The 13,575-nt window shown below is 70.2% G+C and carries 12 protein-coding genes; 7 read left to right on the forward strand and 5 right to left on the reverse strand.

Going from position 1 to position 13,575, the window contains the following annotated elements:
• Positions 1–1,226 (reverse strand): DUF222 domain-containing protein (locus tag AB0K52_RS24420; RefSeq protein WP_363536721.1); only part of this gene is annotated, 1,226 nt, incomplete at its 3' end.
• Between the two features lie 623 nt (positions 1,227–1,849).
• The gene (locus tag AB0K52_RS24425; RefSeq protein ID WP_363536724.1) at positions 1,850–3,565 is read right to left on the reverse strand and encodes a hypothetical protein; all 1,716 of its coding nucleotides are present in this window, start codon (positions 3,563–3,565) and stop codon (positions 1,850–1,852) included.
• Between the two features lie 216 nt (positions 3,566–3,781).
• Between AB0K52_RS24425 and AB0K52_RS24430 the strand changes: the two genes are divergently transcribed.
• The 5 genes from AB0K52_RS24430 to AB0K52_RS24450 are packed head-to-tail and all read left to right on the forward strand — an operon-like array spanning position 3,782 to position 9,811.
• A complete protein-coding gene (locus tag AB0K52_RS24430; protein ID WP_363536727.1) occupies positions 3,782–4,816 on the forward strand; it encodes a LacI family DNA-binding transcriptional regulator in 1,035 nt (344 codons plus the stop codon).
• 42 nt (positions 4,817–4,858) lie between these two features.
• Entirely contained in the window at positions 4,859–6,106 is a 1,248-nt protein-coding gene (locus tag AB0K52_RS24435; RefSeq protein ID WP_363536730.1) for an extracellular solute-binding protein, read from the forward strand.
• Between the two features lie 12 nt (positions 6,107–6,118).
• Entirely contained in the window at positions 6,119–7,099 is a 981-nt protein-coding gene (locus AB0K52_RS24440) for a sugar ABC transporter permease (RefSeq protein ID WP_363536733.1), read from the forward strand.
• Positions 7,096–7,908, forward strand: a complete 813-nt coding sequence (locus tag AB0K52_RS24445) for a carbohydrate ABC transporter permease (protein WP_363536736.1) — start codon at positions 7,096–7,098, stop codon at positions 7,906–7,908. The genes AB0K52_RS24440 and AB0K52_RS24445 overlap by 4 nt, the downstream gene beginning before the upstream one ends.
• 4 nt (positions 7,909–7,912) lie before the next feature.
• Positions 7,913–9,811, forward strand: a complete 1,899-nt coding sequence (locus tag AB0K52_RS24450; protein WP_363536739.1) for a beta-L-arabinofuranosidase domain-containing protein — start codon at positions 7,913–7,915, stop codon at positions 9,809–9,811.
• 42 nt (positions 9,812–9,853) lie between these two features.
• Here AB0K52_RS24450 and AB0K52_RS24455 read toward each other — a convergent pair whose 3' ends face one another.
• Entirely contained in the window at positions 9,854–10,267 is a 414-nt protein-coding gene (locus AB0K52_RS24455) for a helix-turn-helix domain-containing protein (protein ID WP_363536742.1), read from the reverse strand.
• Between the two features lie 80 nt (positions 10,268–10,347).
• On the opposite strand from AB0K52_RS24455, the gene AB0K52_RS24460 reads away from it, so the two are divergent.
• Positions 10,348–11,256 (forward strand): NmrA family NAD(P)-binding protein, encoded by a 909-nt coding sequence (locus tag AB0K52_RS24460; protein WP_363536745.1) that lies wholly within the window; start codon positions 10,348–10,350, stop codon positions 11,254–11,256.
• Between the two features lie 170 nt (positions 11,257–11,426).
• On the opposite strand, the gene AB0K52_RS24465 is transcribed toward AB0K52_RS24460, so the two are convergent.
• Complete coding sequence (locus tag AB0K52_RS24465; RefSeq protein ID WP_363536748.1) at positions 11,427–12,437, reverse strand: phosphotransferase; 1,011 nt, start codon at positions 12,435–12,437, stop codon at positions 11,427–11,429.
• Between the two features lie 81 nt (positions 12,438–12,518).
• On the opposite strand from AB0K52_RS24465, the gene AB0K52_RS24470 reads away from it, so the two are divergent.
• Positions 12,519–13,082 carry a DUF4291 domain-containing protein gene (locus AB0K52_RS24470; RefSeq protein WP_363536751.1) on the forward strand — a complete coding sequence of 188 codons (564 nt, stop codon included), beginning with the start codon at positions 12,519–12,521 and terminating at the stop codon, positions 13,080–13,082.
• Here the strand turns inward: AB0K52_RS24470 and AB0K52_RS24475 are convergent.
• Positions 13,079–13,528, reverse strand: a complete 450-nt coding sequence (locus AB0K52_RS24475) for a hypothetical protein (RefSeq protein ID WP_363536754.1) — start codon at positions 13,526–13,528, stop codon at positions 13,079–13,081. The genes AB0K52_RS24470 and AB0K52_RS24475 overlap by 4 nt on opposite strands.
• Positions 13,529–13,575: the final 47 nt, after the last annotated feature.

Genomic DNA, 13,575 nt, shown 5'->3' on the forward strand with positions numbered 1-13,575 from the left:
ATGACCGCTTGTCCGGGGCCGGTCTTCTCCACGCTCCAGCCCGCAGTGTGGATGCGGCCGTGGTGGAACCGGCACAGCAGGATCAGGTTCTCAGCCGTGGTCGGCCCGCCATCGGCCCAATGCTGGATGTGGTGCGCTTCAGTCCATGCCACCGGCCGGTCACAGCCCTGCCAAGCGCAGCCCTCGCTCTGTTCGAGTTCGAGCTTGCGGCGCAGGGCCGCATTCGGCAGGCGCTCAGCACGGCCCAGTTCGACCGCTTCGCCCTTGGCGTAGTCGAAGACCGAGGGGATGATGGCGGCTTCGCAGGCCAGGAGGCGGGCGCGGGCGACCGAGATGGGCTGGCCCTCGAGGAGGGGCAGGCGGCCGGTGTCCTTGCCCTGCAGGGTCTCGATATCCACGGTCAGGTCGAGGGTGGCGGTGTGGCCGTGGCGGGTCGCGGCCTGCGGGGAGGACCCGTACCCGGCAAGGAGCTGATGGAGAGCCTCGGCATTGCGGTTGGCCTGCGCGGGCAGCAGACCCCCACCGTCGGCGTCCTCGTCCTCGCTCTCCTGGTCTTCTTGGCGGGGTGGCGGGCAGGCGGTCTTCAGGTACTTGTCGAGCAGGCGGCCGGTCGCCTCGCACAGTTGGCCTTCCAGAGCCCACATGCCGTTGCCCTGCGGGGTGAGTTCGAGGCGCTGCATCGACTGCTCGCCCAGTGCATCGAACAGTTCGGTCGCTTCGGCGATCGAGGCCCAGAGTTCATCGAGGTGACGGCGCAGCTCGGTGAAGGTGGCGTGCGCGCAGTACTGGGCGACCATGGCCTCAGGCGTCGCACACAGGGTCTCAGGGTCGAAGGGGGAGGGGGCCGGGGTCTGGAAGGGGGTGCGGGCGAACAGGCGCATGGCCGGGGTCTGCTCGAGCTGGCGGATAGCGTAGGCGACCTGGTCGATCCTCGCTGTCCCGGACACCGCCGCTTGGGTCAGGAGGCGGAACTTGCCTGACAGGCGGGCGATGGCCGCGATGTCGGCGGCGGTGCGGTTGTGGAAGTCGAACTGGGAGACCAACAGATCCCGCAGGGCGGAGAACCCGAACGCCGAGCGGTGCAGGCCCTGCTCCTTCATCTCGATCACCGAGGAGAGGACCTGGGCGTGCTGGGCGTTGATCAAAGAGGCGGCGTCATCGAGAGCGGAGCGGATAGCGGCGGCGCGTTCGGAGCCCGGGGTGTGGGTGTGGGTGCAGCTGTTCATCGGGGGCTCGCCTCCTTCCACTGTTCTCGAATGGACTGCTTGTTTTCGCTTGCGTGTTCGTAATTCAATGATGACAGGCGAGCGTATCGGTGTCATCACTCAAAGGGGTGATTTATCCATGAGGGACACTCACGAGGCGCGCCGGACCCGCTGCGGCCCAGGGTGAATCGCGGGGAGGCGCGCGCTGCCTGGCGGCCGCACTGCAAACCCGCGCCTCCCTCAGACCCTTTTGTCGCTGCCCGCCTGAACCGCGTCCGAATCAGGGCTGGCAGCCGGAACAGCGCCTCGATCTGGTGCTGCCTCGTTGTCGCTGCCCGCTTGAACCGCGTCCGGATCGGGGCTGGCGGCCGGAATGGTGGCCCCAGTGTGGCGCTGCCTCGTTGTCGCTGCCCGCCTGAACCGCGTCCGAATCAGGGCTGGCAGCCGCACTACCGGCCGAGGCCGCCCAGACCCTTTTATCGCTGCCCGATTGAACCTCGAAGGCATCCGACCAGACGGCCGCATGCAGGCAAAGCGAAATGTGACCCCCTTTGTCGCCGCCGCTTGAACCCCGGCCGAGAACGGCCGCATACAGATTCAGGCCGGGCCTTGTGTCGGCCCGGCCCGTCTCTCTCGGTTCTCGATCAGGTGATGGTGACGTTGTCCAGCTCGGCGTAGCCGGTGCCGCCGCTGAAGTACGGCGAGCCCTTCGCCAGGCGGATCACGTTGTAGCCCGCCTTCAAGTTCACCGTGACATTCACCGTGCCGAACTGGCCCCAGCCCGCCGTCGGCGGATAGGTCACTGTGGACCAGGCGCTGCCGTTGTAGGCCAGGCCGTGCGTCGAGTTCGCACCCGTGCCGTTCGCGTACCGGATGGTCATCGTGTACGAGCGGGCGGTGGGCACGTTCACCGTGAAGTCCACGAAGGACTGCGAGCGCATGTCGGCGCTGCCGTCGATGCCGCCCACGTAGTAGCCGTTCGACGCGCCGCTCGAACCGCGCGTCTGCGCGTTCACCACGGTCTGGTTCTCCGCCTCGTACACCTGCTGCCACGAGGTCGTCGGACCGCCCACGGGCGTGACGATCAGCTGGTAGGCGGCCTCGGCGCTCATGTTGCCGACCGGCACCGAGACCGCGCCGTTCGACACCGCCATCGTCGTGGTCGAGATCGCGGTCGGCGCCGCCACCGCCGTGTGCCGGCCCGAGCCCGGGGTCGACAAGAGCTGCACCTGCACCTGCGAACCGAACGAGCCGAGCCCTTCGACGCGGACCGTGTTGTTCCCCGAGTCGCCGCCGAAGACCGTGTTCACGATCTTCCGGGTCGAGTCATAGGAAGCCACACCGTCCAACCAGGACTGAGGGGTGGTCTCCACGATGTTGCCCGTCATCGCGCCGTACCAGCGGTACAGCCAGTACGAGGCCGTCGGCTGGTTCTGCAGCGTGAACAGGCCGTCGAACGTGCCCGCCTCGAACCAGTAGGCGCGGTGCGCCTCGCGCGCGCCGTGCCGCTCCAGCACCGCCATCCAGTGCAGCGCGACGGAGGGGATGTCCATCTGGTTGAGGCTGTTGTACTCGTTGATCGCGATCGGCCGGTCCGCGATCCCCAGCGAGTCCTCGATCGCCCGGTAGTCGGCGACGTGCTCGTCGAAGCTGTTCCAGTCCATGTCGCCCAGCTCGTGCCACACGATCACGTCCGGCACGGTGTTCGTGTTCTTGGCGTGCGTCATGAACGACAGCATCCGGTCGTGGTCGTACCATGACCAGCTCGGGCCCACGATCGGCGTCACCGGGTCGAGCGAGTCGACGAGCTTGTACGTGCGCGCCCAGCCCTCGTTGAACGACCCCGCGGCACTGGTGTTCCACGTCCAGTCCGGCTCGTTCCACAGCTCCCAGCCGTGGATGTTCGTCATGTCGGTCTCGGCCAGCCGGGCCTGGACCTGCTGACGCACCTTCGACTCCCAGTCCGCCCAGCCCTGCCACTGGTAGGGGAAGGACGGGTAGATGTCGGGCATGCGGATGAACTGCTGCGCGCCGGCCCGGATGAGGTTGTCGCCCACGTCGAGCGAGTCGCAGCACGGCTCGGTCGCGCCGTTGCCCAGGTGCGTCGTGCCCGGCGCGGGCTGCGTGAAGCTGGTCGGGTTGAGCGGCAGCAGCATCGCGGTGGTCGGCTGCGAATCGGAGCCGACGCCGTAGAGGCCGCCCGCGGCCACCTGCGTGGCCGGGCGCACGACATCGGCGATGTTCACCGTGAGCGTGAGCCCCGCGGCCTGGGACGGGACCGCGGTCCCCGCGATCACCGCGCCGAGGGCGAACGCGATCACGCCCGCCCGCGTCGCGACTTTTCTGAGGGTGGATGGCATGAGTGCTCCTAGTCGAAAGGTCGAACCGGTTCGACATGACAATGGAGGTCCGACGCTAGTTTCGAACCCCGTTCGATGCAAGATCTTCGATATAACAAAGGCGTATACACGGGAAACATCAACATCGGTCACTTGCGTCAGGCGTGTCACCGGGTTATGCTCCGAACCGGTTCGACAATCAACCCGACGATCGAACCGGTTCGGAGGAGAGAGCACATGGTCAACATCGGCGACGTCGCCCGCGCCGCGGGCGTGGCCCGCTCGACCGCGTCGTACGCGATGACCGGCAAGCGCGCCGTCTCCGACGAAGTGCGGACGCGGGTCCGCCAGGCCGCCAAGGAACTCGGCTACACCCCCAACGCCGGCGCCCGCGCCCTCGCCACCTCGCGGTCGAACGTCATCGGCCTCCTCGCCCAGTTCCTCCCCGACGAGTTCGCGCCCGCGATGCTCCAGTACCTCCAAGGCGTCACCGACACCGCCCGCGACCTCGGCTACGACATCCTGCTCAGCACCGACGCCGACGGCCGCAGCGCCCTCAAACGCATCACCGACTCCCGCATGGTCGACGGCGTCGTCCTCCTCAACGTCGCCGAAGACGACGACCGCCTCCCCGTGCTCCGCGCCGCCGCGCAGCCCGGCGCGCTCGTCGGCCTCCCGCGCGACTGCACCGGCGTCGACGTCTTCGACCTCGACTTCGAAGAGGCCGGCCGGTTCATGGTCGAGCACCTCGCCCGCCTCGGCCACCGCGAAGTCATCCTCGTCTCCCAGCCCGAGCACGTCGTCGAACGCGGCGGCGCCTACGTCTGGCGCCTCCAGAACGCCGCCGTCGAGACCGCCGCCAAGCGCGGCGTCACCCTCCACACCGTCTTCGGCGCCGCCACCCAGCCCGACATCGGCCGCGACCTGCACGCCGTCCTCGACGCCCACCCCGGCGCGACCGGCCTGCTCCTCAACAACGAGGCCGCCGCCGCCGCGCTCCCCACCGTCATGCGCTCCCGCGGCCTCGAATCCCCCGCCGACCTCTCGGTCATCGGCCGGTACTCCGACGAGTTCGCGCGCACCTTCTCCCTGCCCTACTCCTCGATCGAGAGCGCCCCGGACCGCCTGGGCAGCATGGCCGTACGCCAGCTCGTGCGCCGCATCGAGCAGCAGATCCCCGAAGGCGACCCGTACGTGGTGCGGTTCGTCAACCCCGAACTCGTCGACCGGGGCAGCACGTCCCGCCCCGCGGCGGCCGAGACCCGGCAGTAACCCATCCCTCAAGCACCGCAACTGTTCAAGGAGGAACACGAAATGCAACAAGGAAGACCCCTCGTCAAGGCCGCGGCCGCAGGCGCCGCCTGCGCCGCCCTGGCCCTCGCCACCGCCTGCTCGTCCGGCGGCGGCACCGACCAGGACGCCGACACCTACACCTGGTGGGACCCCTACCCCCAGCACGCCGAGGACTCCGACTGGGCCGAGCGCGTCGCCGCCTGCGGCGACGCGGCCGGCGTGACCATCGAACGCACCCCGTTCGACACCACCGCCCTCACCAACCAGGCGCTGCTCTCCGCCCAGGAGGGCACCAGCCCCGACGTGATCCTCCTCGACAACCCGGCCGTCTCCACGCTCGCCGACACCGGGATGCTGACCACGGTGGACGAACTGGGGCTCGACGTCTCCGGCGTCGACGAGAACCTGCTCGCGGCCGGCGCCGTCGACGACCAGACCTACGGCATCCCCGTGGGCGCCAACACGCTCGCGCTCTACTACAACGCCGACGTGCTCACCGCCGCCGGCGTCGACCCGGCCTCCGTCACCGACTGGGCCTCGCTCACGGCCGCGCTCGCGCAAGTTACCGATAACGGCGCCAAGGGCATCACCTTCGCCGGCATCGGCACCGAGGAAGGCTCCTTCCAGTTCCTGCCCTGGTTCTGGGGCGCCGGCGCCGACCTCCGCCAGCTCGACTCGCCCGAAGCCGTCGCCGCCCTCGAACTGTGGACCGGCTGGCTCGACGCGGGCTACGCGCCCGACTCCGTCATCACCAACTCCCAGAACACCACCTGGGAAGAGTTCCTGACCGGCGAGTACGCCTTCGCCGTCAACGGCACCTGGCAGGTCAACAGCGCCGCCGAAGCCGGCTTCGCCACCGGCGTCATGCCGCTGCCCGCCCAGAACGGCGGCACCGCACCGGCCCCCACCGGCGGCGAGTTCATCGTCGCCCCCGTCCAGACCGACACCGAGCGGTACGACGTCACCCGCCAGATCGTGGAGTGCATGACCACCCCCGAAGGGTTCGTCGAGACCGCCACCACCTTCGCGTACTACATCCCGCCGACGGCCGACGGCCAGGCCGCGCTCCTCGAAGCGCAGCCCGAACTCCAGCCGTGGGTCGACGCCGTCCGCGGCGCCAAGGGCCGCACCAGCGACAACCTCGGCACCGACTACCCGATCATCTCCGAGGCGCTCTGGACCGCCGTCCAGAACGCCCTCTCCGGCGCGGCCACCCCGGCCGACGCCCTGGCCCAGGCGCAGGCCGACGCGGCCGCGGCCACCGAATAAGACGGAGACGCCATGACCACGACCTCGGTCACCACGACCGGGCGTGCGTCCGGCACCGGTGCGGCGGGCCCCAGGCCCGCCGCACCCGGCCCGGGCGCCCGCCGCCGGCCCCGAGGGGCCTCACGCTGGACCGCCCTCGGCTTCGCCGCGCCGCTCCTCGCCTACCTGCTCGTCTTCTACGCGTACCCGCTGTGGCGCAACATCGAGCTCAGCGTCCACGACTACACGGTGCGCGCCTTCGTGCAGGGCGACCCCGAATTCGCGGGCTTCGCGAAGTACGCGGAGGTCTTCGGCTCGGACTCCTTCGGCACCGCCGTGCTCAACACCGCGCTGTTCACCGTCGTCTCCATCGCGTTTCAGTACGCGATCGGGCTCGCGCTCGCGGTGTTCTTCCGCAACAACTTCCGCCTCTCGGGCGTGCTCCGCGCCCTGTTCCTCGTGCCGTGGCTCCTGCCGCTCATCGTCTCCTCATCGACATGGGCATGGATGCTCAACAGCGAGAACGGCATCGTCAACTCCGTGATCGAGGCCTTCGGCGGGCAGCAGGTCAACTGGCTCACCTCGCCCGACACCGCGCTCACCGCCGTCATCATCGCCAACATCTGGCTCGGCATCCCCTTCAACCTGGTGATCCTCTACTCAGGACTCCAGCAGATCCCGTCCGAGACCTACGAGGCCGCCTCGCTCGACGGCGCGAACGCGCGGGAGCAGTTCTGGCACATCACACTGCCCCTGCTGCGCCCCGTCTCCGCCATCACCCTCCTCCTCGGATTCATCTACACCCTCAAAGTCGTCGACGTCATCTGGATCATGACCACCGGCGGCCCCGGCGACGCCTCGCTCACCCTCGCCGTGTGGTCCTACCGCGAAGCCTTCGGCACCGGGCAGCCCGACTTCTCGCCCGCCGCCGCGATCGGCAACCTGCTCATCGTCATCGCGCTCGTCTTCGGCTTCGTCCACCTGCGCATCCAGCGGAACGGAGCACCACGATGACCGCGTCAAGGGCATGGTGGAAGACCGGCCTCGGCCTCGTCTTCACCGCCGTCATGCTGTTCCCCGTCTACTGGATGGTGAACGTCTCCCTCACACCCACCGGCGAACTGCGCCAGACCAACTGGTTCCCCGCCCACCCCACCCTCGAAGGGTTCGAATCCGCGCTGGCCCAGCAGCTCCCGGCCCTCGGCACCAGCCTCGCCATCGGCGCCGGCTGCGTCCTGCTCACCATCGTCATCGCCGCACCGGCCGGGTACGCGCTCGCGATCCTCAACCTGCGCGGCGGGCGGGCGCTGAACTTCCTGCTCCTGGTCGCCCAGATGATCCCCGCGGTCGTCATGGCCATGGGCTTCTACGCCATCTACGTGCGCCTCGGCATGCTGAACACCGTATGGGGACTCATCATCGCCGACTCCACTGTGGCCGTGCCGTTCGGCGTCCTGCTGTACACGACCTTCATGGCGGGCATCCCCAAGGAGCTCATCCAGGCCGCCCGCGTCGACGGCGCCGGCGCCTGGGGCACCTTCACCAGGATCATCCTCCCGGTGAGCCGCAACTCGACGCTCACCGTCTCGCTCTTCGCGTTCCTGTGGGCCTGGTCGGACTTCATCTTCGCCTCGACCCTCAGCCGCTCCAGCGAGTACGTCCCGATCACCCTCGGCATCTACCAGTACATCGGCAACAACACGACACAGTGGAACGCGATCATGGCCACCGCCGTCGTCGCGTCGCTCCCCGCGGCGATCCTCCTGGTCGTCGCCCAACGCTATGTGGCCGCCGGCGTGACCGCCGGAGCCGTGAAGGACTGAACCAGTGCTCGACGACACCGCGACCGTCCCCGTCGACCCGCCCGGCGGCCCGCGGGGCCTCGGCCTCGGCGAATTCCGCCTCGACGGCGGCTTCTGGGGCGGCCTGCAGGACACCAACACCGCCGCCACCCTCCGGCACTGCCTGGACTGGATGGAACGGCTCGGCTGGATCGCGAACTTCGACCGCGTCGCCCGCAGCGACACCGGCGGCGAACGGCCCGGCTGGCAGTTCTCCGACTCCGAGATCTACAAGCTCATGGAGGCGCTGGCCTGGGAGCACGGGCGCACCGGCGAAGCCTGGGCCGACGAGGCCCTCACCGCCCTCACCGAACGCGTCGCCGCCGCGCAGGACGACGACGGGTACCTGAACACCTGCTACGGCCATGCGGGCCAAGCGGACCGGTACACCGACCTGTCCTCCGGCCATGAGCTGTACTGCACCGGCCACCTGCTGCAGGCCGCCGTCGCGCGCCTGCGCACGGTCGGCGAGGACAAGCTCGTCGAGGTCGCCCGCCGCGCCGCCGACGAGGTCTGCCGGACGTTCGGCCCGGACGGGCGCGACGGCATCTGCGGCCACCCCGAAATCGAAGTCGGCCTCGCCGAATTCGGCCGCGCCCTGCGCGAACCCCGCTACACCGAACAGGCCCGCCTCTTCATCGAACGCCGCGGCCGCGGCACCCTCAGACCCGTCACCCTCCTCGACGCCTCCTACTTCCAGGACGACATCCCGGTCCGCGAAGCCGACGCCTGGCGCGGCCACGCGGTGCGAGCGCTCTACCTCGCCGCCGGAGCCGTGGACGTCGCCGTCGACACCCGCGACACCGGACTGCTCGACGCCGTCGCGCGCCAATGGGGGAGCAGCGTCGAACGCCGCACCTACCTCACCGGCGGCATGGGCTCCCGGCACCAGGACGAGGGCTTCGGCGAGGACTGGGAACTCCCGCCCGACCGCGCCTACTGCGAGACCTGCGCCGGCATCGCCTCGAACATGGTGTCCTGGCGGCTCTACCTCGCGACCGGCGACGTGAAGTACGCGGACCTGATGGAACGCACCTTCTACAACGTCATCGCCGCCTCCCCTTCCGAAGACGGCAAGGCCTTCTTCTACGCGAACCCGCTCCACCAGCGCAGCGCCGCAGCGGCCATGCGCCCCGACGACGTCAACCCGCGCGCCGAAGGCGGCGTCCGCGCGCCCTGGTTCGACGTCTCCTGCTGCCCGACCAACCTGGCCCGCACCCTCGCGAGCTGGCAGGCCTACGCCGCCTCGGTCGACGGCGACCAGGTAACCCTGCTCCAGTACGCCAACGGCGACATGCGCATCGCCGTCGGCGGCGCAGCGCTGGCACTGCGGATCACCACCGCGTACCCGAAGACCGGTGCGATCCGCATCGAGGTCCTCGCGGCCCCGCCCGGACCGGTCGAACTGCGGCTCCGCGTCCCGAACTGGGCCGAAGGCGCAACGCTGACCGCCGACTCGACCACCGCCGCGGTCGAACCCGGCTGGGCGATCGTCCACGCGCCGCTCAGGCCAGGCGCGACCGTGGTGCTCGATCTGCCGGTCGCACCGCGCTTCACCTGGCCCGACGATCGCATCGACGCCGTGCGCGGCTGCGTCGCAGTCGAACGAGGACCCCTGGTCCTCTGCGTGGAGTCGATCGACCTCCCCGAAGGGCACGTGATCGAGTCCCTGCGCGTCGACCCGGCGCACCCGCCCCGCCTCGAAGCGGACGGCGCGGTCGTCCGCGCGAGCTCGGGTCCCGGACTCGCCACATCGGGGCTCCCGTACCGGTCTGCCATGCGGCCCAGAGCGGTTGTGCCGGAGACGGATCTCCGGCTCATCCCGTACCACCGCTGGGCCGGGCGAGGGAGCACAGCTATGCGGGTCTTCCTGCCCGTGGCGTGAGACGAGCGGCCCTTGGCTGGACGACCCCGCGGCCAAGGGCCGCTACAACGGCTCGTGCTCGGCGTCCCAGTCGGCGCGAGCGGTCGCGATGGCGTCCTTGTGCTCGCGCGACCAGTCGGCGAGGCCCGTGATGACGCCCGCCAGGCTGCGCCCCGTCGGCGTGAGCCGGTATTCGACCTGCGGCGGGATCGTCGGGTGCACGGTGCGCTCGACCAGGCCGTCGCGCCACAGGCGCTTCGTGGTCAGCGTGAGCATGCGCTGCGAGATGCCCGGGATGGCCCGCTCGAGCTCTCGGAAGCGGCGCACGCCCTTCGCGAGCTCCACGACGACGAGCACACTCCACTTGTCGCCCAACCGGTCGAGCACGTCCCGGATCCCGCAGTCGTCGTCGCCACAGGGGCCGTGGGGATCAGGGGCCGCGACCTGGGTGCTTACCGCCGTGTTCGTGGCTGACACCGAAGTGCCTCCTTTCGGAACCGCAGTCTCCCGCCGATACTCGGACTGCACCCGAACCCTACCGCGCAAGGAGCACCCCGATGATTCTCGTGACCGGCTCGACCGGCGGCCTTGGCAGCCTCATCCTCAAGGGCCTCAACGATATCGACGACGTCAAGGTCGTGGCCGGAACGCGCGGCGGCGACGGCGTCGCGGCCCGGCGCATCGACTTCGACGACCCCGCGTCCCTCTCCGAGGGCTTCAAGGACGTCGACGTCCTGCTCTTCATCTCGGCCGGATACGCCGAAGACGACGTCGTCCTGGACCGCCACGGAGCGGTCCTCGGCGCCGCCGCCGCGGCCGGGGTGAAGCACGTGGTCTACACCAGCCTTGCGGCCTCCGGCGAGCGCATGACCATCGCGCTCCCGCACCGCTGGACCGAGGAGCGCCTCGCCAAGGCGCCGTTCGATGTCACGATCCTCCGCAACGGCCTCTACACCGAGATCCCCGTCGGTCTCGCCGTGGCCGGGGCGGCGGCCGCCGCGGCGACCGGCGTCTTCGCGGCCCCGTTCGGCGAGGGGCGGATGTCGGTCGTAGCCAAGGAGGACCTGGCCGACGCCGCGGTCCGCGTCGCCGCCGAATCCGACCGCGACCTCTCGACCGGCACTCGGAGCCGCCACGCGGACCGGACCTACGAGCTCGAAGGCCCGGCCGCCGTCGGCGGGGACGAGCTCGCCGAAGCGCTGGCCGCATCGCTCGGCCGCCCCGTCGAGTACCGCTCAGCGTCGCTTTCGGAGGCACGGGCGGGCCTGCAGGGCACCGGACTTCTGCCGTACCAGGCCACCCACACGATCTCGATCTTCGCCAACATCAAGGCCGGATGGGCCGAGGCCTCGCACACGGACCTGCGCGCCCTCCTTCCGGCCGGTCCACGCCCGATCCGCGACGCCATCGCGGCCGCCGTCCAGGCGGGCTGCCGATCCCAGTCGCTCGACGCCGGGGCGAGATGAACCGGCGCCGAGACGACCGCGACGGCCATGCTCGTCCACCCGACGGCGCAACCGGTCTCGCCCGGCCGCCGCGCAATCCGGCGCGACGCCGCGGTCCTGTCCCGCCCGGAGACCGCCCGCGGGGATTGTCCGCCCGCGAGACGGGAGGACCTCCGCGCCGCATCCGGGCCTCAGGCCCCGAAGGCCGCCTCGACGGCGTCGAGATTCGCTGTCCACCAGGACATCAGGAGGTCGTCGCTGAAGAAGAGGTCGTCGCAGGAGCCGTCGCCGCGGTCGTAGTGGAAGTCCAGGTGCCAGCAGTGGGAGAGCATCTTCCACCAGCGCCGACGCGCCGCCTCGGCCAGCGCCGCCCCGTCGATCGGCTGCACCGAGCGGTACCCGGCCAGGAACGCTGCGACCTTGGCGAGGTCGATGCGGCCGTCAGGCTCATTGAACTGCCAGGTCGCCGCCCGCACCAGTTCCTCCGCATAGGCGCCGAAGCGGATGCGGTCCCAGTCGATCACGGCGCGGACGCGGTCGCCGCTCCAGATGAGGTTCCAGTCCTGGCAGTCGCCGTGCGTCCAGCCGTGCGGTCCCGGCACGACTCCCGGCTCCGGGCGCAGCGGCGCGCTCGCGGCGATGAGGTCGAGGCGGCGTCGCAGCACCGGGGCCGCGGCGCGGTCGAAGCCGTCCTGGTCGGGTCGCTCGGCGGCTTTGAGGAAGCGGCCGGTTTCGGCGAGCGCGGCGTCAGGGTCGTTGACCGGCGCTGAGCCGGGTTGCAGCGCAGGGAGTCCGAGTCCGGGATCGGCCAGCGCCCGGTGGACGCGGGCGATCACGGTGCCCATGTGCTCGGCCTGCGCGAGGCTCATCTCCGCGCCGACGTGCTCGCCTTCGATCCATTCGCACAGGTAGTAGTGGTTGCCGCCGGTCTCGCACACGAGGTCGCCGCCGGCGGTCGCGATCGGTGCGGCGAGGGGGATGCCTTTGGCGGCGAGGTGTCGGAGGAGTTCGAGGTTGCGGCGGACGGTGCCCGGGTCGCGGTCGGTGAGGTGCTTGAGGGCGAAGCGGCCGCGGTCGGCGGCGACCTTCCAGTTCCGGTTCATCCGGCCGTCGGGCAGGTAGCGGATCGCGTGGATCTCGCCGAGCCGGTAGGCGTCGGTCAGGGCGTCGAGGTCGACGGGGAGTCGCGGATCGGGTGTCACCGGGGGAACCTACCGGGAGGCGCGGGCGGGCGCAACGGATATCGGTTTGCGGCGCGGCGGTGGGGGTGCCAGGCTGCGGTCATGGCTTCCCAGTACGAGATCCGCGCCGACTTCGACGCCCGCACCATCGTGGTGTACCAGGCGTATTCGTCGGCGATCGCCGACGCGGCGCTGGGGGCCGGGCGGTTCATCGCGCCGTTCTCGTTCAACCGGATGACGTGGATCAAGCCGTCGTTCCTGTGGCTGATGCACCGCAGCAACTGGGCGCGCAAGTCCGGGCAGGAGCGCATCCTCGCCGTGCGGATCACCCGGGAGGGCTGGGAGAGGGCGCTCGGGGAAGCGGTGCTCACGACCGGGGATCCGGCGGCGCTGGCGCATGCCGCGGTGCATGTGCAGTGGGATCCGGAGCGGTCGGCGCGCGGGGCGGCGCTCAACCACTACTCGATCCAGGTGGGGGTGGGCCGCCATCTGATCCGGACGTTCGCCGAGGAGTGGGTCGTGGAGTTGACCGACCTCACGCCGCGGGTGCGCCAGGCCGCCGATCTGATCCGGAAGGGCGGCGCGGCGAAGTCGCAGCGGCTGCTGCCGCCCGAGCGGGTGTATCCGCTGCCGAAGGAGCTCGAGCGGCGTATCGCCCGGCCCTAGTGGGCGGCGGCGCGGTAGCGCTCCAGGGTTTCGACCGCTTGGCGCAGCGACTTGGGCTTGCCGAACCAGCGCAGGCATTTGAGTGCGCTCGGCCGGTGGTTCGCGGTCGCGGTGCGGACCTCGACTTCCCAGGTGTGGGAGTCGCCGCCGACTTCTATGGCGGTGATCTCGTTCCAGGCGAGGCGGATCTCGCCCGCTGATTGGACGAAGGTGACGCCTTCGTCGTCGAGGATCATCTTGCAGCGCAGACCGAAGGCGTTGCCGATGGCGGCGGCGGCGATGACCAGGTAGAGGCAGCCGCCGAGGAGCGTCTCGATAATGCCTTCGTCGTTGCCGTTGAGCACCAGGTAGACCGGGACGGCGATCGAGAAGTAGCCGAGCAGGACCACGGCGGCGAGCTTGCGTGCGAACGCGGCGCGGCAGCGCAGGGTGAGAGGTTCGTTCACAGCCCCGAGCCTAGGTGCCCAAGGTGAACGGCGCCGCCGGCCGCGCT

Source organism: Glycomyces sp. NPDC049804 (genome assembly GCF_040674615.1).
GTDB lineage: Bacteria > Actinomycetota > Actinomycetes > Mycobacteriales > Micromonosporaceae > Glycomyces > Glycomyces niveus.